The 18,659-nt window shown below is 55.7% G+C and carries 23 protein-coding genes; 10 read left to right on the top strand and 13 right to left on the bottom strand.

All coding sequences use genetic code 11. From position 1 onward, the window contains the following. Window positions 1–3 precede the first annotated feature (3 nt). Window positions 4–915, bottom strand: coding sequence for a transporter substrate-binding domain-containing protein (locus tag CBR65_RS14775; protein ID WP_087467574.1), 912 nt, complete (start codon window positions 913–915; stop codon window positions 4–6). Window positions 916–1,104: 189 nt separating this feature from the next. On the opposite strand from CBR65_RS14775, the gene CBR65_RS14770 reads away from it, so the two are divergent. Beyond that, window positions 1,105–1,917, top strand: coding sequence for a CPBP family intramembrane glutamic endopeptidase (locus CBR65_RS14770; RefSeq protein WP_157672089.1), 813 nt, complete (start codon window positions 1,105–1,107; stop codon window positions 1,915–1,917). Here CBR65_RS14770 and CBR65_RS14765 read toward each other — a convergent pair whose 3' ends face one another. The 12 genes from CBR65_RS14765 to CBR65_RS22140 all read right to left on the bottom strand — a co-directional run bounded on the left by CBR65_RS14765 (window position 1,918) and on the right by CBR65_RS22140 (window position 11,855). Then, a complete protein-coding gene (locus CBR65_RS14765; protein WP_087467573.1) occupies window positions 1,918–3,144 on the bottom strand; it encodes a beta-ketoacyl-ACP synthase in 1,227 nt (408 codons plus the stop codon). Continuing rightward, on the bottom strand, window positions 3,145–3,873 hold the full coding sequence (locus tag CBR65_RS14760; protein ID WP_087467572.1) for a 3-ketoacyl-ACP reductase FabG2: 729 nt from the start codon (window positions 3,871–3,873) through the stop codon (window positions 3,145–3,147). Further along, window positions 3,873–4,349 carry a hypothetical protein gene (locus CBR65_RS14755; RefSeq protein WP_087467571.1) on the bottom strand — a complete coding sequence of 159 codons (477 nt, stop codon included), beginning with the start codon at window positions 4,347–4,349 and terminating at the stop codon, window positions 3,873–3,875. Before CBR65_RS14755 ends, CBR65_RS14760 begins: the two co-directional genes overlap by 1 nt. Before the next feature lie 41 nt (window positions 4,350–4,390). After that, complete coding sequence (locus tag CBR65_RS14750) at window positions 4,391–4,948, bottom strand: DUF3261 domain-containing protein (protein WP_087467570.1); 558 nt, start codon at window positions 4,946–4,948, stop codon at window positions 4,391–4,393. Further along, complete coding sequence (locus tag CBR65_RS14745; protein ID WP_087467569.1) at window positions 4,945–7,320, bottom strand: MMPL family transporter; 2,376 nt, start codon at window positions 7,318–7,320, stop codon at window positions 4,945–4,947. The genes CBR65_RS14750 and CBR65_RS14745 overlap by 4 nt, the downstream gene beginning before the upstream one ends. A gap of 19 nt (window positions 7,321–7,339) precedes the next feature. Further along, window positions 7,340–7,912 (bottom strand): outer membrane lipoprotein carrier protein LolA, encoded by a 573-nt coding sequence (locus CBR65_RS22515; RefSeq protein ID WP_255377182.1) that lies wholly within the window; start codon window positions 7,910–7,912, stop codon window positions 7,340–7,342. 176 nt (window positions 7,913–8,088) lie between these two features. After that, window positions 8,089–8,514 carry a thioesterase family protein gene (locus CBR65_RS14735; protein WP_087467567.1) on the bottom strand — a complete coding sequence of 142 codons (426 nt, stop codon included), beginning with the start codon at window positions 8,512–8,514 and terminating at the stop codon, window positions 8,089–8,091. Between the two features lie 20 nt (window positions 8,515–8,534). Next, window positions 8,535–9,281 carry a glycosyltransferase family 2 protein gene (locus tag CBR65_RS14730; protein WP_087467566.1) on the bottom strand — a complete coding sequence of 249 codons (747 nt, stop codon included), beginning with the start codon at window positions 9,279–9,281 and terminating at the stop codon, window positions 8,535–8,537. Then, window positions 9,274–9,645, bottom strand: coding sequence for a hypothetical protein (locus tag CBR65_RS14725; RefSeq protein WP_087467565.1), 372 nt, complete (start codon window positions 9,643–9,645; stop codon window positions 9,274–9,276). The genes CBR65_RS14730 and CBR65_RS14725 overlap by 8 nt, the downstream gene beginning before the upstream one ends. Window positions 9,646–9,648: 3 nt before the next feature. Further along, the gene (locus CBR65_RS14720; protein WP_087467564.1) at window positions 9,649–9,930 is read right to left on the bottom strand and encodes an acyl carrier protein; all 282 of its coding nucleotides are present in this window, start codon (window positions 9,928–9,930) and stop codon (window positions 9,649–9,651) included. Between the two features lie 168 nt (window positions 9,931–10,098). Further along, window positions 10,099–10,887, bottom strand: a complete 789-nt coding sequence (locus CBR65_RS14715; RefSeq protein WP_087467563.1) for a 1-acyl-sn-glycerol-3-phosphate acyltransferase — start codon at window positions 10,885–10,887, stop codon at window positions 10,099–10,101. After that, complete coding sequence (locus CBR65_RS22140; protein WP_157672088.1) at window positions 10,869–11,855, bottom strand: hypothetical protein; 987 nt, start codon at window positions 11,853–11,855, stop codon at window positions 10,869–10,871. The genes CBR65_RS14715 and CBR65_RS22140 overlap by 19 nt, the downstream gene beginning before the upstream one ends. Window positions 11,856–12,037: 182 nt before the next feature. Here CBR65_RS22140 and CBR65_RS14700 point away from each other — a divergent pair, with 182 nt between their 5' ends. The 9 genes from CBR65_RS14700 to CBR65_RS14660 are packed head-to-tail and all read left to right on the top strand — an operon-like array spanning window position 12,038 to window position 18,653. Continuing rightward, window positions 12,038–12,793: a class I SAM-dependent methyltransferase gene (locus tag CBR65_RS14700; RefSeq protein ID WP_087467560.1), complete on the top strand. Its 756-nt coding sequence runs from the start codon at window positions 12,038–12,040 to the stop codon at window positions 12,791–12,793. A gap of 12 nt (window positions 12,794–12,805) precedes the next feature. Continuing rightward, on the top strand, window positions 12,806–13,084 hold the full coding sequence (locus CBR65_RS14695) for a phosphopantetheine-binding protein (protein WP_087467559.1): 279 nt from the start codon (window positions 12,806–12,808) through the stop codon (window positions 13,082–13,084). Between the two features lie 16 nt (window positions 13,085–13,100). Further along, entirely contained in the window at window positions 13,101–13,694 is a 594-nt protein-coding gene (locus tag CBR65_RS14690) for a hypothetical protein (protein WP_087467558.1), read from the top strand. Between the two features lie 2 nt (window positions 13,695–13,696). Further along, window positions 13,697–15,076 carry an AMP-binding protein gene (locus CBR65_RS14685; protein WP_087467557.1) on the top strand — a complete coding sequence of 460 codons (1,380 nt, stop codon included), beginning with the start codon at window positions 13,697–13,699 and terminating at the stop codon, window positions 15,074–15,076. Continuing rightward, window positions 15,069–15,389 carry a hypothetical protein gene (locus CBR65_RS14680; protein WP_087467556.1) on the top strand — a complete coding sequence of 107 codons (321 nt, stop codon included), beginning with the start codon at window positions 15,069–15,071 and terminating at the stop codon, window positions 15,387–15,389. The genes CBR65_RS14685 and CBR65_RS14680 overlap by 8 nt, the downstream gene beginning before the upstream one ends. Further along, window positions 15,382–16,290: a lipid A biosynthesis acyltransferase gene (locus CBR65_RS14675; protein ID WP_157672087.1), complete on the top strand. Its 909-nt coding sequence runs from the start codon at window positions 15,382–15,384 to the stop codon at window positions 16,288–16,290. The genes CBR65_RS14680 and CBR65_RS14675 overlap by 8 nt, the downstream gene beginning before the upstream one ends. Next, window positions 16,253–17,443: a beta-ketoacyl-[acyl-carrier-protein] synthase family protein gene (locus CBR65_RS14670; protein WP_087467554.1), complete on the top strand. Its 1,191-nt coding sequence runs from the start codon at window positions 16,253–16,255 to the stop codon at window positions 17,441–17,443. Before CBR65_RS14675 ends, CBR65_RS14670 begins: the two co-directional genes overlap by 38 nt. Continuing rightward, the gene (locus CBR65_RS14665; RefSeq protein ID WP_087467553.1) at window positions 17,440–18,234 is read left to right on the top strand and encodes a beta-ketoacyl synthase chain length factor; all 795 of its coding nucleotides are present in this window, start codon (window positions 17,440–17,442) and stop codon (window positions 18,232–18,234) included. Before CBR65_RS14670 ends, CBR65_RS14665 begins: the two co-directional genes overlap by 4 nt. Beyond that, window positions 18,225–18,653, top strand: a complete 429-nt coding sequence (locus CBR65_RS14660) for a hypothetical protein (protein ID WP_087467552.1) — start codon at window positions 18,225–18,227, stop codon at window positions 18,651–18,653. Before CBR65_RS14665 ends, CBR65_RS14660 begins: the two co-directional genes overlap by 10 nt. Window positions 18,654–18,659: the final 6 nt, after the last annotated feature.

Genomic DNA, 18,659 nt, shown 5'->3' with positions numbered 1-18,659 from the left:
TTATTAATGTTCACTCCAGGAATACAACCAGTAATCCCGCTGATGCAAAGGCACCGTACGTGGCAACAAAGGATTGGTCAGATATATCTTGCGCCGCTCATGAATACGCACACGTTTGATCGCATCGATAATGATCGGATGTTTGAAAAAATATTCATCAAATTTTCCGTTTGCCATAATCTTATGTAAACCTTTTTCAAGGCGTTGTTCCAGCGATGCATTATCGATATTGACAAAGAAATAAACCGGAGCAGGGTAGACCAACACAAGATCTTCTTCAATGTGCAGGGTGACCTCCGGATGATTGCGGTATTCACTCCAGACTTCACTGGCACCGCGCGGGAAAAAATCAAAACGTTTAGCGGCCAGCATCCTGAACAGGGCCTCGTAATTACTGGAGCTGATCGTTTCTATGCCGTTGGCGCGCAGTATTTTATTGTCCGGCCAATCCGCACCGACACCGGCGCGCAACGCCTGTAATTCTGTGAGAGTGGTAATCCGGGAAAAGCGCGGCTGGTCTGCCGGGTTAATCAGGAAAATTTTGTAACCCATCAGCCCTTTCAGTAAGGGAACTCGTACCGGACGCAACAGCGTCTCACGTTCGATGCTGGTCGTCGCCCAGAATAAATCGATTCCGAAATTATTGATCAATGCCACACTGCGCATGCGTGTCAATATATTATCTGTGGCCACCACATTACAGGGACCATATTCCAGCGCTGTTTCGGCGAGGATCAGGCGCAGCAAGCCGGTGAAGTAACTTTCTTTTTCCCAACTCGCCGTTGGTTCCTGCGGGACAACCAATTGCGGTATTCCGTCGCTACCCACCCGATCAGAACAGGCATATACAACGGGATTCAATGCCGCCAGCAAGATAATGCCCAAGATTGTTTTATAAAATCTTTGCTTATCCATAGAAAGGTATCTATCCAGCCCATCATTGTTTTTATGCTACCTGAGCCTATCTCAATGCCAGAGATAGACGTTAAGTATGGACCAGTTTGAATGAATGTGTAGCGGGCTCACGGCAGCGGGCGACAATTCACCCGAAATTCGTTTTAATGGCACCTTTATCATCGCTCAGTCAGGCAACGGAAAACCAATATGCGCTTTGTTCAGTCACTGCACCCCCACCGTATTTTGCAAGCACTTGATAAGATTGATGACTCCGGTAACTCTTACAGCCTTGATCGGCGACAAAGCCTGCGTCGGGTTTTTATTACGCTGGCCTGTGTCGCGGTGGCGCTGTTGTTTATCCACTACGCCAAATTTTCCAGCAACATTCCCACGGTTATTGGCAGCGAATTGGCACAGCGCTGGCAATCCTCCAACTGGTATCACCTGTTCGGCTATGTGTGGTGGACCGGTTGCCATCTGATTGGTTTTGTCTTGCTGCCCTGGCTGGTGATTCGCCTGTGTTTCAAACAGCGCATGCGCGACTTTGGTTGGCGCCTCAATGATACGGCGCAGCACTGGCGAGGCTATTTACTGTTATTAAGTCCGATTCTGATATTCGTGGTGCTGGTGAGTTTCGGCGAGGATTTTGTCAATCACTATCCCTTTTACAAACTGGCCGGTCGCAGCTGGTTTGACCTGCTGGCCTGGGAACTCTTGTATCTCAGCCAGTTTGTGTTCCTGGAATTTTTCTTTCGCGGGTTTATCTTGCAGGCCCTGCGCCCGGCGATGGGCGCCAACGCGGTGTGGGTGATGTGTGTGCCTTATCTGATGATCCACTTTCCCAAGCTCTGGCTGGAGGCGACAGGAGCCATCCTGTTTGGATTATTCCTGGGAATCCTAGCGCTGCAATCACGCTCCATCTGGGGCGGCGTGTTGGTCCACGCCGGTGTGGCAGTGAGCATGGATATCGCCGCGCTCTTGCGCAAACAGGAAATCCCTACCCAGTGGTGGCCGTTTTAATTATTGCCAGCGTTTAAAAATCAAAGAGGTATTGATCCCGCCAAAAGCAAAGTTGTTGCTCATGATGTATTCGCATTGCAACGCACGCGGCACGCCCATGATGTAATCCAATTGACCACATTCCGGGTCGGGATTGTGCAGGTTAAGCGTGGGGGCGAACCAGCCTTCGTTCATCATCTGGATACTGGCCCAAGCCTCCAGGGCACCACAGGCGCCGAGGGTGTGGCCGATATTGCCCTTGAGGGTGCTGATGGGCACGCGTGAGCCAAACAGTTTTTCGGTGGCGCGACTCTCGGCAATATCACCGCGATCTGTCGCCGTGCCGTGAGCGTTGATGTAGCCAATCGCGGAAGTATCCAGACCCGCATCCTGCAAGGCCAGCGCCATGGCGATATTCATGGTATTCGCGTCCGGCTGGGTGATATGACCGCCGTCGGAGTTAGTGCCGAAACCGACCAGTTCCGCATAGATCCGCGCGCCGCGCGCCTGCGCGTGCTCCAGCTCTTCCAGAATCAATGTGCCTGCACCTTCGCCGATTACCAGGCCATCGCGGTCTTTATCAAACGGGCTCGGCGTAAGCGTCGGGGTACTGTTTTTGGTACTGGTGGCGTAGAGGGTATCGAACACCGCAGCTTCCGACGGGCAAAGCTCTTCACCGCCGCCAGCCACCATCAAGGTTTGCTTGCCGTATTTGATCGCCTCATAGGCGTAGCCGATGCCCTGGCTGCCGGAGGTACAGGCGGAGGACGTGGTGATAACCCGGCCCTTCAAGCCGAAGAAGACGCCCACATTCACCGGTGAAGTGTGCCCCATCATGCGGATATAGGTGGTGGCCGTGGCGCCGCCGATATCCCGGCGGTCCAACATTACGGCGAAATCGCGGGTGGCGTCGGTACTGCCGGTGGAGGAACCGTAGGAAACGCCCACGGCGCCGCTCTGGAGAATCGGATCATCCAGTAACCCCGCATCCTGCAAGGCCACTTCGGTGGCGCGGGTAGCCAACAGGGACACCCGGCCCATGGAGCGGATTTTCTTGCGCGGGTAATGTGCCGGCACCGTGAAGTCTTCGATAGGGCCGGCGAGGTGCGTATTGAGATCCTTATAAGTCTCCCAATCCGGCATGTGTTTGATGCCACTGACACCCGCTTTGAGGGCGGCAGAAAAATCCTGCCAGTTATCACCCAGGGAGGTTAAAACACCCATCCCCGTCACAACCACTCGTCTCATTTACAACATCCCGCCATTGACAGAGATAACCTGGCGGGTGATGTAACCGGCCTGATCAGATAACAGATAACTCACCAGCGAGGCCACTTCCTCCGGCTCGCCCGCACGGCGCATGGGGATCATCTTGAGCGCCTCCTCCACTGGTGCTTCATCGAGCATCTCGGTGTTGATCAAGCCGGGGGCGACGCAGTTGACGGTGATGTTGCGCTTGGCCAGTTCGACGGCCAGGGCCTTGGTGGCCCCGATAATCCCGGCCTTGGCGGCGCTGTAATTGACTTGCCCGCGATTGCCCATCAGGCCGGACACCGACGAAAGCGTGACAATCCGCCCCGGCGCGCGGCGGCGGACCATTGGCATGATCACCGGATTCAAAACGTTGTAAAAGGCATCCAGATTGGTGTGGATGACCGCATCCCAATCTTCACCACTCATGGCGGGAAAGGCGTTATCGCGGGCGATACCGGCATTGCAGACCACGCCATAGTAGGCACCGTTCTGCTCCATATCCGCTTCGAGGGCGGCACTGGCCAGACAGCGATCAGCCACATCAAATTGCAGGATATCGGCGCTGCCGCCAGCTTGTTCGATAAGGACTTTGACTGATTCAGCCTGCTCGCGCTGGCTGCGGCAGTGGATCACTACATGGTAGCCATCCGCCCCCAGGCGAACGGCAATGGCACGGCCGATTCCACGGCTGGAACCGGTCACTAATACACGCTTCGGCGTCATTACAACTCCTTGACTGTCTCGTCCGGTTTTATCTGAATGGTGCCTTTGGGTTGGATGGCCTTGACCTGGGCGCTGGCGAGTAAATCCTCACCGGCGTGGATATCACAGTCAAACAACACCAAATTATTTTCATCGCGAAAGACTTCGCGCACATTGACCCGCAGCTGTTGGCCAGGGGTAAAGCTGTCTACATGGGTATCGTAACGGCGGGTTCCCAAGAGAAAACCAATGCTCGGCTCTTCACCGTTTTGACGCGCAATAATGCCGGCATAGGCGCTGATGGCTTGGGCCATATATTCCAGCCCTACCCAAGCAGGGATCTTGCCCTCCCCATCGGCGAACAGGTAGGAATCCACCGGATCGGCAATGGCTTCGACATGGCCGACATCCCAGTGGGAGACGGACTGCAACAGCAGCAAAGGCGGGCGATGGAGCACCAGATCCTCTACGGACTCAAAGAGCGGTGATGTATTCATAACGGGCTTCTTTTTGGGACTGTCTTCTTTTGGCTTTTGGGCTATCTCTTTTGTGAGCGCAATTGGCGACTCTGAATCACCAACCGAAGGTCGCTTTTATTATTAGCGTAGCGCACGGTCCCTTGCCATGGGTTGTCATCTAAATAAGCAACATGGCCGGCCAATATACCAGAAAAGTACACCTGTCGAACCCCTTGGGCGGCCGTGAAAGTCCAGCCCTCAATGCCTTGTTGTCGCAAGTCCGCCAGCGGCCAATAGGCAAATTGCAGGCTCTGCGCCAGCTCGGTCCAACGCCCATCAAGCGGGTGGGATTTATGGACTTGCACATCAAGACCCGCCTGATCCTGTACCAAGGTCGCCAGACGCTGACCAAGGCTGTCCATAAACACCAGGGTCCAACGGGCATCATTGATCTGTACCACAACCTGTAAGCGATAATCCTTGTCGTGCTGATGGACAAGCCATTGCTGTTGCGCCACCAATTGTGAGTACTCGCTATTCATCACCAACAGAGGAAAGCGCGGCGTGCCCCACAAGGCGCAGCCGCCCATCGCCAGCAGCAATAACATCAGTTGGCACAACTTGCTTGTCTTGATCACGATTCAGCCTCCGATCCCGGACGCAGACGACTCAATAACGGCGCGAGCAGCAGATTGCACAGACTGCCCAACAACAATGTGATGCCGAATGCACTCACCATAGGCGTCGAACTGAGCGCGAGCAATCCGAAAGACAGGCCGCTGGTCAGCGCCGACAGCAGGATTGCGCGACGGCAGCTTTCATCACTGGCTCCGGATTGATAGGCAAAGATGCTGTAATCCATCCCCAGTCCCAGAATTAAATAACAGCCAAATACGTGGAACAGGTTAATAGCCACGTCGCAGGCGGTGAGTAGCGCCAGCGTAATAGCCGTCGCCGCCAGGGGTACCAATACCAAGAGCGTGGCCTGCACACGGCGGAAGCTCAGCCACATCAACCCCACCACCGCAAGGTAAGCCAGCGCCAACAACAACATGGCTGAGCGTTGCAGGTGTTTGAGAATACGCGACATATCTGCCACCCGATCCACCCATATCACGCCTTCCACCTGCTGTGCCGCAGCCGCCAGTGCCTGCACATCGGCAACACCGCGCAGCGCGATGACGCTGGCATAAGCCCCATCTACCTCACCCAACCATAGCAAGCGCTGATCAGGGCGCGCCACCGCCAGCCAGGCCGGGACATCAAGCCATTGGCCTTTGGCCGAGCGGAATGCCTGCTGCAGACGCTGAACCGCCTCGGCATCAAAGCCAGCGCGAGCCATAAAATCTGTCGCCAGCCCCTGTTCGCCGTAAAGCGATTCCTGTAACTGATAAAAGGTCTGTTGTTGTTCACGCGAGGGCACGATAAGGCTTGTCGCTGCGTAACCACGCAGCGCATTTTTTGCCAGCAATGGCGCCAACTGTTCGCGACGGAATTGTTCTTCTTTTTGCAGCACCGCTTCCGGCGTCGCCGCGCGCACCAAAAAATATTGATTGGGCGCAAACCCCTGCAAACTCTGCTGCAGTGTTTTTTCCGACTGCAACAAATCCGGCGACGGCTGATAGAGTAAACGCAGGTCGCTACCAAGGCGCAATTGGATCAACAGCAACGCCAGCCCCACCAGTAAAATCGTACCGACAATCCATCGCTGTGTTTTGTTTAAGGCCGGCAAGGCACGCCAGGACCAGCTCGCCATTTGCTGAACAACCGGTGAGGGTTGCGGCAAGGCTGCACGAAAAACCAGAGGAAAAACCGCAACCACAAATAACCAGGCCGATGCCAGACCGACCAATGAAAAACTGGCGATCTGCCGGAGACCCGGTAACTCCGCTTGCAATAGGCAACTGTAACCGAGTAGCGACGTCAGCAAGCCCAGGCTCAACGCCGGCAGCAAACGCTGCAATACCGACTCACGTGCAAGATTGTGCGGCGACAAGGATAGTTGTTGATGTTTACACAAATAATGCAACGCATAATCAATAGCCACGCCGATCAAACTCGCACCGAACACCAGCGTCATCAAATGCAACTCATTGAACAGCCAATGATTGATTGCCAACGCCACCGCGCTGCCATACATCACCGAAGCAAAACTGAATAGCAGCGGCTTGATGCGGCGAAAGCTCAGCAAAAACAACAATAAAATACCCAGCGTCGAACCGAGACTGATAATAGTGACTTCGCGCTGCGCGCTGGCCGATGCTTCTGCCGCATGGAACACCGCACCGGACATCAAGAGATTGACGCCGGCAGTTTTCGAATTTGCCGTAAATGTTTCGTTAAGTGTTGTCAGCCAGTGCGATAATTGGTCGTGAATCGCGAGATTAAAGGCATCGCCTTGCAAGCTGGCCGAGATGATGACCAGTATTTTTTTATCCGTGGCGATCAACAAACGGTCGTCAACAATTTCACCGGGAACATAAGGTTGCAAGCGCTGCACATAATCGCCGAACAACGCCATAGGGTCCTGCGCGGGCGACAAGACCGCACCGGCAGAAAATCCGAATAATGCTTGCTGCGCGCGACGCACTAACGCCTGTTGATTATTCTGTTGCAGCCAATCTCGCTGTGTATCAGCCAACAAATGAAAGCGATGTTCCTGCAACAATGCTTGCTGCTCGGCAAGCGATTCCAATTGCTCATCCTGCTGCGCCTGCATAAAACCGCTGTCGACAATTGCCTGCTGCAAGATATCCGCCGCCTGCAAGGCCTGCTCACGTTCATCAGCGCTCACCGCCAATAAAAGTTGATTGCCGAATTCTTCGGTCAACCGATCACTGGCACGATTGATCAGGTGGCTGTCTTCATCGCGGGGAAATAACGCCTGCAGATCCGTCTCCAGCACCAGACCGCGATGTAGCTGTTGCACCAACAATACACCGGCAAACACACTGACCAGTGCAAACAGGGTAACGAAGAGGGAATGTCGAATACTGCGCGTGGTAACCATGCTGTTATTTACCCTGCGCTCAAGGCGCGGCTGCGCAATGCGTTGCTACATCATCGAGATAAAACCAGCGGCATTGTTCTGGCGTGGGTGAATCACTGCTGTTGATGTCGGTAAAATTCAATTGTGTCACATCACCATTTTCACCGACGATACGCAGGGATTCAATATAGTCTTCACCGCGCAACTCGGCGCTGCGCATTTGCTTACGCACCATGTCATGACGCGGCGTCAGTAACAGCTGCCAATTCTTGCCGTCAAATTGCCATTCCGTGGTAAACCGTTCTTCAATCAATGCTACGTCAGCACTGAAAAACGCGAGTAAAGTGCGGCTGATCTCGCGCTGAATCAATCCGCTTTGTTCTTCCGAGATACTGCCCGTGCCGTTTTCCTGCCAGTGGATGATATTGTCGAGCGTGATGGTGCTGGCGTTGAAGAAGGGTGTGTCGCTGGCGAGGTAGAGCCCTTTCTCTTTCCAGAAGATAAAGTGGCCGGATGAGGTAAGCGGGTAGTCGAGACCTTGCAGTTGTTTTTGTTGCTCGAATTTTCCGTGGATGACGGTTGCTGAGTTGAGTTGTTGAACAACGTTTTGTATCGCATTTTCTTCGCTGTTGGCGAATGCAACATCGCTAATAATGGAAAAAAAAACCTAGCGAGAAAAAAATAATCTTATTAATTTTGGTCATCGCACAACCTATGGCGAATTGATAGGGGTTCTAGCCAAGACCGGTCGGTTTAGCGGCTACACTGGCCGTCCCGCTATTGGCACCATCAAAAATCCGGCAATCTCCCAATCACCGCCTCCAATCGCTCACGCAACACCCCAGGCGACTCAAAACACATCACACCCGTCTGTTGATCCACCGCCACCTGAATCGTATACGCCTTCGTCAACCGCTCACCCGTCTTCGCATCACTGATCAAATAATCCAGCTTCAACCGATACTCCCATTCCCGCAAAGTACAACGCACACGAACCCGCTGGCCAAAATGCAACGGCTTCACATACTTCAAGCGCATATCAATCACCGGCCAGGCATAACCGGTTTCTTCCATCGCGGCGTAGCTATAGCCCAGAGAATCAAGAAATTCGCAGCGCGCTATCTCAAGGTACTTCACATAATGGCCGTGCCACACCACGCGCAGGGAATCCACATCGTGAAAGGGCACCAGGATGTCGGTTTCGGTAGCGTACATAATCCGTTTCCTACGCAAGATTACTCGTGAGGGTTGCGCATGACCAACCGCGGAAAACGGCGCAGCATGCCGAGGAACAACCGGGTGTGCATCCAGGCGATGCGCAGGTTGTCGCGCAGGATATCGAAGTGGGAGGCGATATCATCCTGATAGACAATGTGCGTGGGAATATTTTTCACCGGCACGCCCTGCCAATACAAACGCACGAGGATGTCGGTATCGAAATCCATGCGTGCGCCGATGCGGTGTTTTAGTAAGAGTTGCATGGTGGCGGCCAGCGGATACAAACGGTAGCCACACATGGAATCTTTGAGTTGGCGCGACAGGCTGTTAACACAGACCCAGAAGTCGGTGAGTTTGCGTCCGCGACGGCGCGCTGGCGGCATCTGGTCGTAGCTGCGCCAACCGCTGATGACGGCGGTGGGGTGTTCGCGTCCGCCGGTTAAAAACAGCGGGACATCATTGAGGTCGTGCTGGCCGTCGGCATCGACTTGCAGGGCGTGGGTGTAGCCCGCCTCATAAGCGTGGCGCAGGCCGAAACAAACGGCAGCGCCTTTACCGCTGTTCACCGGTAACCGTAACAAGGTGACACCGGCATGTTGCTGCGCGATGTCAGCCAGCACGGCGGCGCATCCCGGCTCGCTGCCATCATCGACCAATACGCAATCGAGCTGGTGTTCAAGCAGACGAGCCACCACAGCGCCAATACGTTGTTGATGGTTGTAGACGGGAATAATGGCGCAGGGACGGAAGGCCGACTCAGACATAATTCAGGCGCCCGACGGAGAAGACCGTGTCGCCGGCGTGGTAGCGAAAGAGGGCACAATCGCCGGACTCATCCATTTCTATGGTGAGTTCAAGGCGCATTCCCGGCTGAATCGGGTTGGTAAATTTAAGGCGGTCCAGGGTTTTGACCGGCTGTAACAAGGCGAGGAAATCCCGCGCGCAAGCCACTGCCCAGTCGATCTGTACAACCCCCGGCAGGATCGGGAAACCGGGGAAGTGCCCCTCAAAGCAACCCAGGTTTGCATCGACCTGCAACTGCAGGTCGGCACGCAAACCGGCTACACGGGCACTGACCACGTAGGGCAGGTGCGCAGGGCCAGAGGTTTTCTCAGCAAGTACCGCCATTGATCAGCCTTGCTCAGTCTCGGCGTCAGGCACCTCAGGTTTATTGAGTAGCTCATACACCGCATCCACCACGTCCTGTACGGTGCGGACCTGTTTGAAATCCGAAGGCTGGATACGCCGGCCGGTAAACTCTTTCAGTTTTACGGTGAGGTCAACGGCATCAATGCTGTCGATATCCAGATCTTCATAGAGATTTGCGTCGGGGGTAATAGCAGCAGGTTCGATCTCGAACAGCGAGACCAGGGTTTCCTGGAGGAAACCGTATATTTTTTCTTTTGAATACATACTGAACATTCCATCAAAAAGCGCAACGGGCCTTTTGTAACGGGTTGATTAAAGTCGGTAAAAACCACGTTGCACCCCCACAAAACGGGGCTTGAAGCGCAAACGGCAAGATGCTGGCAGTTTAACAGAGGGATCTGAACTTTGCCTACAAAACACGGTCGTTTCGGGCTAGCGGCGGGCGCTGAAAAAGGTCACCAGATCGCGTGTTAGATGTCGTGCCGCTGCGCTTTGCAGGCACCCCTCCCGGTACGGCGCCACCGCCATTGGTTCCTCAACAGCGACGGTAAAGTGCGGCGGATTAGCGGGGATCGCATACCACTTCTGGCGCTTGAGCAATGCCGCCGGTTCACAACGAATCACCACGGGCGTAATCGGCACACCAGCACTCAGCGCCACATTGGATGGCCCGCGATGAAAGCGCAGCGGTTCACCGGGTTGCGAGCGCGTCCCTTCCGGAAAAATGATCAGCGATTGCCCCTGGCGCAAGTTGTCCACGCACGCCGCGAACAGATCGTCCCGCGTGTTACTGATGTAGTTGGCCGCGCGCACGGCAATGGCGGTAAACGGATTGCGCCACAAACTTCCCTTGACGACGCAACTGGTGTCCCCGGTGTAGGCGATGATAAAAACCACATCCAGTAAGGAAGGATGATTGGCGATGATCAACTGGCCGGGGACACGCAAACGTTCGATGTGATGCAGCTCATAGGTAGCCAGGCCCAACCAGCGCAGCAGACGCAGATAAAAACGGAACACACCGGCGATCAGCAAGCGCGTCCAGCGGTGTTTTTGCTTGAACGGCAGCAGGTAAAGCAGAGGGAAAAGACTCAGGGATAACACCACCGCGCCGCCGCCGAATAGGCCAAACCCCAGCGCTGTGGCCGGCAAGCGCCAACTGCGCGAACGGCGCAGGCGCTGCCAGGGCGTCGACGATTTGCTCAGCGCGTCAGTCGCCACAGACCGTCGATCTCCAGTAAAAGGTCACTGCGACAGACATCCGCCGCCACAAAGACCATAGGTACATCACCGAAATGTTGTAACACCCCGGCTTTCACCACAGCCAGATCCGCCGGGTGGCGCAGGTAGATCTTCAGCACCTCAACCGCCAGCCGATCTTCGCTGCCGCGCGACTGGCTCGCCAGTACATGGGCGAGCAAGGAGTCGACGTTATGCAGGGTCACCGCCAGCTGGCCCTGAACATCCCCGGGGTGACGGGTCATGTGGCCCACCACGCTGGCGGTGCCGGAGACAAACAGCTTGTCGGTGCCGTCAGCCAGTGTCAGCAGACTGGCACGGGCAAAGGATGGACTGCGCGGACCGTATTCCTCGGGATAATGGTAGGCGCTAACCTGTTGGGGATTTTCAAAATGAACCGGGGGGTGCTTGCTCGCCAGCAGGTAAATCACCAGGTCACCGCCGCTGTGACCCAAGGCGCAGGCGGAGGGAAAATCCTTGTCCTGCACACCGTGACGGGCAAAGGCATCGAAACGTCCTACACAAAACTGGCGGTAGCGCTCTTCCTGCTGCTCGAAAGCATTGATATCGGCAAGGTAATTCCACACCCGCACCATGTAGGAATAACCGCGTTCCTGCATTGTACTCAACAGGCGGCTGTAGGCTTGTTCGGTCAACCGCTCCAGACTTTCGTCACCACCTTCATCTACCCAGACCGCCAGCAATAGCAGCTCGTCACTCTGGGCCCAGTAGAGATTGTCGCTGTAATCCGAGACGCAGGCATCGGTTGTGACGAGGGTTTCACGGATGCCGGCGGGTTCCAGCAGGCGCAAACCAGTACTGATGAGACCGGCCTGGGCGGGCGCCCGGCATTGTCCATCAAAGATCACGGTCGCCAGACAACCGGGACCAGCCACAATAACCGGCGCCTCACCCGACTGGTAGCCACAATAAAACCCGCTCGCTTGCACTGCAAAACCTCGCAAATTTGTCCGAATGACCCGCAAATGTGCGCGGATTATAGGCAGAAACCCTGGCGGAAGCCATGTTGATAACAATGAAAATTGCGCCACACCCGACTGAAATATCGCCTTGCCTAGCCTGCGGTGCTCCCGTAAAGTACGCGGGTTTCAACTTCAGGGGTAGAACTGCCATGTCGAGCGGCGACCAGAACCGTATCGCACCGCATCCGGTGCTGCAGGATTATTACAATAAAGAAGAAGAGCGCCGTAAACGCGTGGACAACATGTTCGACTCCTCTGCCGAACACTACGACTGGGTCACCGATGTCATGAGCTTCGGCTCGGGTCGTTGGTATCGTCGCCAGGCGTTGCAACGGGCGGGCCTCACCAGCGGCGATAAAGTTCTGGATGTGGGCGCCGGCACCGGTGTGGTGTCCTGGCTGGCGCAACAGATCGTCGGTGATGACGGCCAGGTGGTTGCTCTTGATCCGAGTAAAGGCATGCTGACCCAGGCAGTCAAGCTGGGGGTGAAGCAAGCGTCCCAGGGTTTGGGTGAAGCGCTGCCGTTTGCCGACAATACCTTTGATTACGTCACCATGGGCTACGCCCTGCGCCATGTCGCCGACCTGGGCGCGGCCTTTGCCGAATACCAACGCGTCCTTAAACCGGGCGGCAAGATTCTGCTACTGGAGATTACCCGCCCACGCGGCAAACTGGGGACTTTCTTCCTCAAGGTCTATCTCAAAGGCATCATCCCCAATCTGGCGCGCATCTTCCGCCGCAGTGCCGATACCAAAGTATTGATGCGCTATTACTGGGACACTATCGAACAATGTGTTCCGCCGGAAACCATCGTGGCTGCCCTGCAAAAAACCGGCCTGGAAGACGTCAAGCGCGATGTGGTGTTAGGCATCTTCAGTGAATACAGCGGCATCAAGCCCAATTAACAGGACGAGTAAATGATTACGCAAACCGAACAGGAATATGAACTGGCCAAGGTGCTGGTGAGCGCGCTGGATCTGGAAGACATCAGCGCAGAAGAAATCAACCCGGAAGCGCCCTTGTTTGACCCAAGTAAGCCCGACAGCCTGGGGCTGGACTCCATCGACGCACTGGAGATTTCCCTCGCGGTGGCCAAGCATTACAAGGTGCAATTAAAGGCCGACGACGAAAATAACAAGGCGATCTTTTTCAGCCTGCGCTCGCTGTGCACCTACATCAATAGTCAGCGCAGCTGATCGTTCCTGCCGGGATATGCCACTCGCGCTGATCATCCTTTATCCCCTGCTGGTACATCTCTCCGTGGTGACAGATGTACCGCAACTGCAAGTGGCTGCCATTATCTGTTTTGCCTGCGGCCTGTTGTTCAAAGGCTTGCAACGCGGCAATAAAACCGCGTGGCTGGTGCTGATGTGTGTCTGCCTGATCGCACTGGGTTTTGGTTTTTTGAATATCACACTTTACGTGCTTTACCTGCCGCCGATTTTATTACCTTTATTATTGCTGTTTGTCTTTGGCCGCACGCTGCTGCCCGGACAGGAAGCGCTGATCACCGCCATCGGCGAGGCATCGCGCGGGCCACTGTCACCGGCCATGCGGCGCTACACCCGGCGCATCACGCAGTTCTGGTGCGGCGTTTTTCTGGTGATGATGCTCTGGTCGATAATCCTGCCCTGGCTTGAGCAACCGGACGTCTGGTCCTGGTTTACCAATGTCATCAACTACGGTTTGGTGGGTGTGTTGTTTATCGGAGAATTTATCCTGCGCAAGTATTTATTTCCTGAACACGACCATCCCGGTTTTATCGAATACCTGCGCATTGTTGCGCAGGCCAATATCCGTCACTGATCATGTCATCACCTGCACAGCCTGAATGGGTTTCACTCGCTGATCACGCGCACTTGCCGCTACTGCATCCTTATCGCGCGCAAGCGGTGTTGTTGGTGAACGATCAGCAGACGATTACCCAGGCCGATTTTCTGCGCGACCTCGCCCGCCTGCGCGCCGGTTTACCGAATGCCGCGTTTGTGTTTAATGTCTGTGAAGACCGCTATTATTTTTTGCTCGCCTTCTGCGCAGCTTTGCTTAACAACAGCGTTAATTTATTACCCCCCGGCCGCCAGCGGGCGACGCTTGCACAGATTGCGGCTGACTACCCGGATTGTTATTGCCTGAGCGACAGCGACATTGAAGGTGAGATTCCCTGTATCAATATTCGCACCCTATTTGCGGAGAAAAAATCCAGCGAGAACACTTCCACAGATACTACACAGGCACCGCTGATTCCGGCCCAACAACTGGCCGCTATTGCGTTCACCTCCGGCAGCACCGGCAAGCCTTCAGCCAATAAAAAATACTGGGGCACCCTGGCAGGTACAGCGCGTTTACTCGCCGCCCGTTTTACGCAACATCTGACCAACCCGACCCTTGTCGCCACGGTGCCGTCACAACATATGTACGGTCTGGAGATGACGGTGATGATGGCCTTGCAGGGCGAATGCTGCTTACACCGCGACAAGCCGTTTTATCCAGCGGATATCCGACAGGTGTTACGCAACACACCGGCACCGATACTGCTGATCAGCACGCCGATACACCTGCGCGCCCTGGTCAATGCGGAATTGCCCATGCCTGACATTGCCGGTGTGGTGTCGGCAACCGCGCCGCTCGACGCTGACCTCGCCACCGCCACTGAGCACTGTTTTAACACGCCGCTGCGCGAAATTTACGGCTGCACGGAAGCGGGCAGTATGGCGACGCGGGCGTCTACCCAAACACAACAATGGCATTTACTGGATGGTTTTTCCCTGTGCGCCACAGATCAGGGTTTTGTCGCCCGCGCGCCGCACCTGGCTGAAGCGGCGCTATTGCAGGATCAACTGGAACAGCAGGACGATGAACACTTTTTATTGCTGGGACGCAACGCGGACATGATCAACGTCGCGGGCAAACGCGCGTCCCTGGCGGATTTAAGTTTGAAACTGCTGGCCATAGACGGCGTACACGACGGCGTCTTTTTCTTACCAACACGCGACACGGCCAATCAACGGCCAGCGGCCTTGGTGGTCAGCGACTTACCCGAAAAACACATCCTGCAACAACTCGCCTTACACATGGACCCGGCGTTCTTACCGCGCCCGCTACGCAAGGTGGACCGTTTGCCGCGCAATGAAACCGGCAAATTAACCCACGCTGCGTTGCAAACCTTATGGAGCCAAAGCCATGACTGATAAGGTTGCCCAATACACCTTAACGTTTTCAGTCCCCGAGGATCACCCGTCCTATGCCGGCCATTTTCCCGGCAATCCGCTGGTACCCGGCGCGCTCTTGTTGCGCTGGATAATTGAATTGCTCAAGCAGGAAAGCTTCGCCGTGCACCTGATCAAACAATGCAAGTTTTTGCACATCGTCAAACCCGGCGATCAATTGCAATTGCAGGTAACAGCCAACAACGGCAGCTTGACGGTAGAGATTTTCTGCGCGAATACGCCCGTTGCCAAAGCCCAATGCCTTTATCACCAAACGGATGCACACCATGCGTGATGACTGGCGGCAACAGCGCGAAAAAGGTAATCCGTTTGTACTGGCATTGCTGAGCTGGGTGGCACTCAACCTGGGGCGCGGTGCGATCTTTGTGATGCTGTGTCCTATCGTGTTTTATTATTTTTTATTCGTCGGCCGCGCGCGCCGGGCATCGCGTCAATTCCTTGCGCGGGCACTGCAGCGCCCACCGCATTGGTGGGACATTTACCGCCACTTGCTGACCTTCGCCGTGGTGTCCATGGACCGCATTTTGTTTCTCGCCGGGCGTGAAAAAAAATTCCAGTTGGAGATACACGGTGGCGAATTATTTACGTATTACCGGGACAAGGGCTGCGTGCTGCTCGCCGCGCACTTCGGCAGTTTTGATGCAATGCGGGTGATGGGCGTGCGCGAACAGGCGTTGCCGGTGCGCATTCTGTTGGATATCCAACACAACCCCAACGCGCTGACGTTAATTCAGCGGCTCGATCCGCAACTGGCTCAAGGGGTTATCGACGCCCGCACACCCGGTCCGGCACTCGCGTTACTGCTGAGCGAATGCATTGCCAGGGGTGAAATGGTGGGCATCATGGCGGATCGCGGTGGCAGTGGCGAGCGCACGGTGTTGCAGAATTTCTTCGGCGAACCCGCACCGTTTCCGGTAGGCTGCTGGCAGCTGGCAAGCGTGTTACAGGCACCGGTGATCGCCTGTTTCGGGGTGTACCACGGCGGCAATCGTTACGCACTGCACTTCGAACTGATCACGGAACGTCTGGGTAGCGGGCGGCGGGATCGCACCGAGGCCATCGCACAGGGCATGAATACTTACTGCCAGCGTCTGGAACACCACGCGCGGCAGCATCCGCTTAACTGGTTTAACTTTTATGATTTCTGGCAGCATGACTCCACTGGCGATCACTGATTACACGCTCACCACCTGCCTGGGTGCCGGACGCGCCGCCAATTGGGACAAGATCGACCGCGCTGAAAGTGGATTGAAACCCTGCGATTTTTTTGACATCACCGACCTGCCTACCTGGATCGGCGAAGTGGCCGGTGTGGATCAACAAGCATTACCTGCTCGTCTGGCCAACTACGACTGCCGCAACAACCGCCTGGCCTGGCTGGCCTTGCAACAGGATGACTTCCTGGCCAAAGCTAGCCAAGCCATTGAGACATACGGCGCCGCTCGGGTGGGGGTGTTTATCGGTACCAGCACCTCGGGCATCCACCAGACCGAACTCGCTTACTTCGAATCCCGCGATCACTTGCCAGACTGGTATCACTATCGCTCCACTCACAATGTCTTTTCGGTAGCGGACTTTGTGCAGCAGGCGCTGGGCGCACGCGGTGTGTGTATTGCTATCTCTACAGCCTGTTCCTCCAGCGCCAAGGTATTTGCCTCCGCTTACCGGGCCATCGCCACCGGCATGTGCGACGCGGCGATTGTGGGAGGGGTGGATTCCCTGTGCCTGACGACACTTTATGGTTTCCATTCGCTACAACTGGTATCGCCGGACAAATGCAAACCCTTCGATAAAGATCGCAGCGGCATCTCCATCGGTGAAGCCGGCGGTTTTGCCCTGCTGGAAAAAGATGCAGACAGCCCTCTGGCGTTACTGGGCTATGGCGAAAGTGGCGACGCTTATCATATGTCTTCGCCGCATCCGGACGGCGAGGGCGCGTCGCTGGCCATGCAGATGGCACTGGATAAAGCGGGTCTCGCCAGCGAGGATATTGATTACATCAACCTGCACGGTACCGGCACACTGGCCAACGATGCTGCCGAATCCAAGGCCGTGGCCCACTTGTTTGGCGAACACATCTGGGCCAGCTCCACAAAAGGCTGGACCGGCCATACCCTGGGCGCCGCCGGGATCGTGGAAACCGGCTTTTCCCTGATGAGCATTACCCACAATCGCATCCCGTCCAACCTGCATTTGCAACAACCGGACGACGGGATGCGCATCGCCCTGCCGCTCACCGCCGTGCAACAGCCGGTGCGCCGGGTTCTGACCAACTCCTTCGGCTTCGGCGGTAGCAACTGCAGCCTGGTGGTAGGAGCGCGCGTATGAAAGTCTTTGTCGACGCGATAGGTTTAGCCGCGCCGGGTTTGAATGGCTGGCAAGAAAGCCTGCCGGTGTTGCGCGGGGAGCAGACTTACGCGGCCAATGAACTGGAGCGCTACAAGCCGGAACAATTGCCGGCCAATGAGCGACGCCGCGCTACTGATCTGGTGCGTATGGCGTTCCGCGTGTGTGAAGACTTACTGCGGCAAAAACCGATAGACATTCGCCAGTGTGCCGCCGTGTTTGCTTCATCCGGTGGCGACTACCCGATCATCGACCAGATCTGCAAAGCCTTGTGCGAGCCGGAGCGTCTGGTGTCGCCGACCCAATTCCACAATTCCGTGCACAATTCCGCTGCCGGTTACTGGAGCATCGCGACCGGCAGTCGCGCACCCTCCACCAGCATTTCGGCCTTTGACGACAGTTTCTGCGCCGGTCTGTTGGAGGCGGCAAATCTGTGTGTTATCGAACAGCTGCCGACGATCCTGGCCGTCTACGATATCAAACCGCCGGAACCCCTGCAGAGCAAGCGGCCCATCAGCCAGGATTTTGGGGTGGCGTTGTTACTCTCGCCAACAGAATCTGCCGACAGTCTGGCGCAACTGACCCTGACCATTGCTGAATCGGCAGAAAGTACATCGGCACAGCTGGCATCATTGGAAGCCATGCGCTTGCGTAATCCCGCTGCGCGCAGCCTGCCGTTACTGGAGTTCATTGCACGGCAACAATCGGGTCATATGCTGCTGGCGGCTAACAACAATCCCGCCCTAACCATTGAGGTGAAGCCGTGTCATTAACGCGCCGCGAAATTGTCGATCTTATCCCCCACGGCGAAAGCATGTGCATGCTCGACGAAGTGGTCAGCTGGGACAATGAGCGTATCCACTGCCGCAGCACCGACTTTGCCCGCACCTCCAATCCATTGTTCGAAAAGGATCAGCTACACAGCGTCATGCTGATCGAATACGCCGCACAGGCAGCAGCGGTGCACGCCGCCTTGCTCAATAGCAAACTGGGCGAGACGCGTCCGGCGTATCTCGGCGCAGTGAAATCCGTTGAGTTACTGGAAAGCGCGGTGGACAACAGCACCCCCATCGACATTGATGCCCAATGCCTGTTGAACAACAGCAGCGGCGCAATCTACGAGGTGCTGGCGCAGCAGGGCCAACTACCGGTCATGCGCGGACGTTTGGTGTTGAACCAGCCCCAGGCATAAAAAAGA

This window comes from Cellvibrio sp. PSBB006 (assembly GCF_002162135.1).
Taxonomy (GTDB): Bacteria; Pseudomonadota; Gammaproteobacteria; order Pseudomonadales; family Cellvibrionaceae; genus Cellvibrio.
The sequence above is the reverse complement of the archived record's forward strand: the minus strand, read 5'-3'. Positions and strand labels throughout refer to the sequence as shown.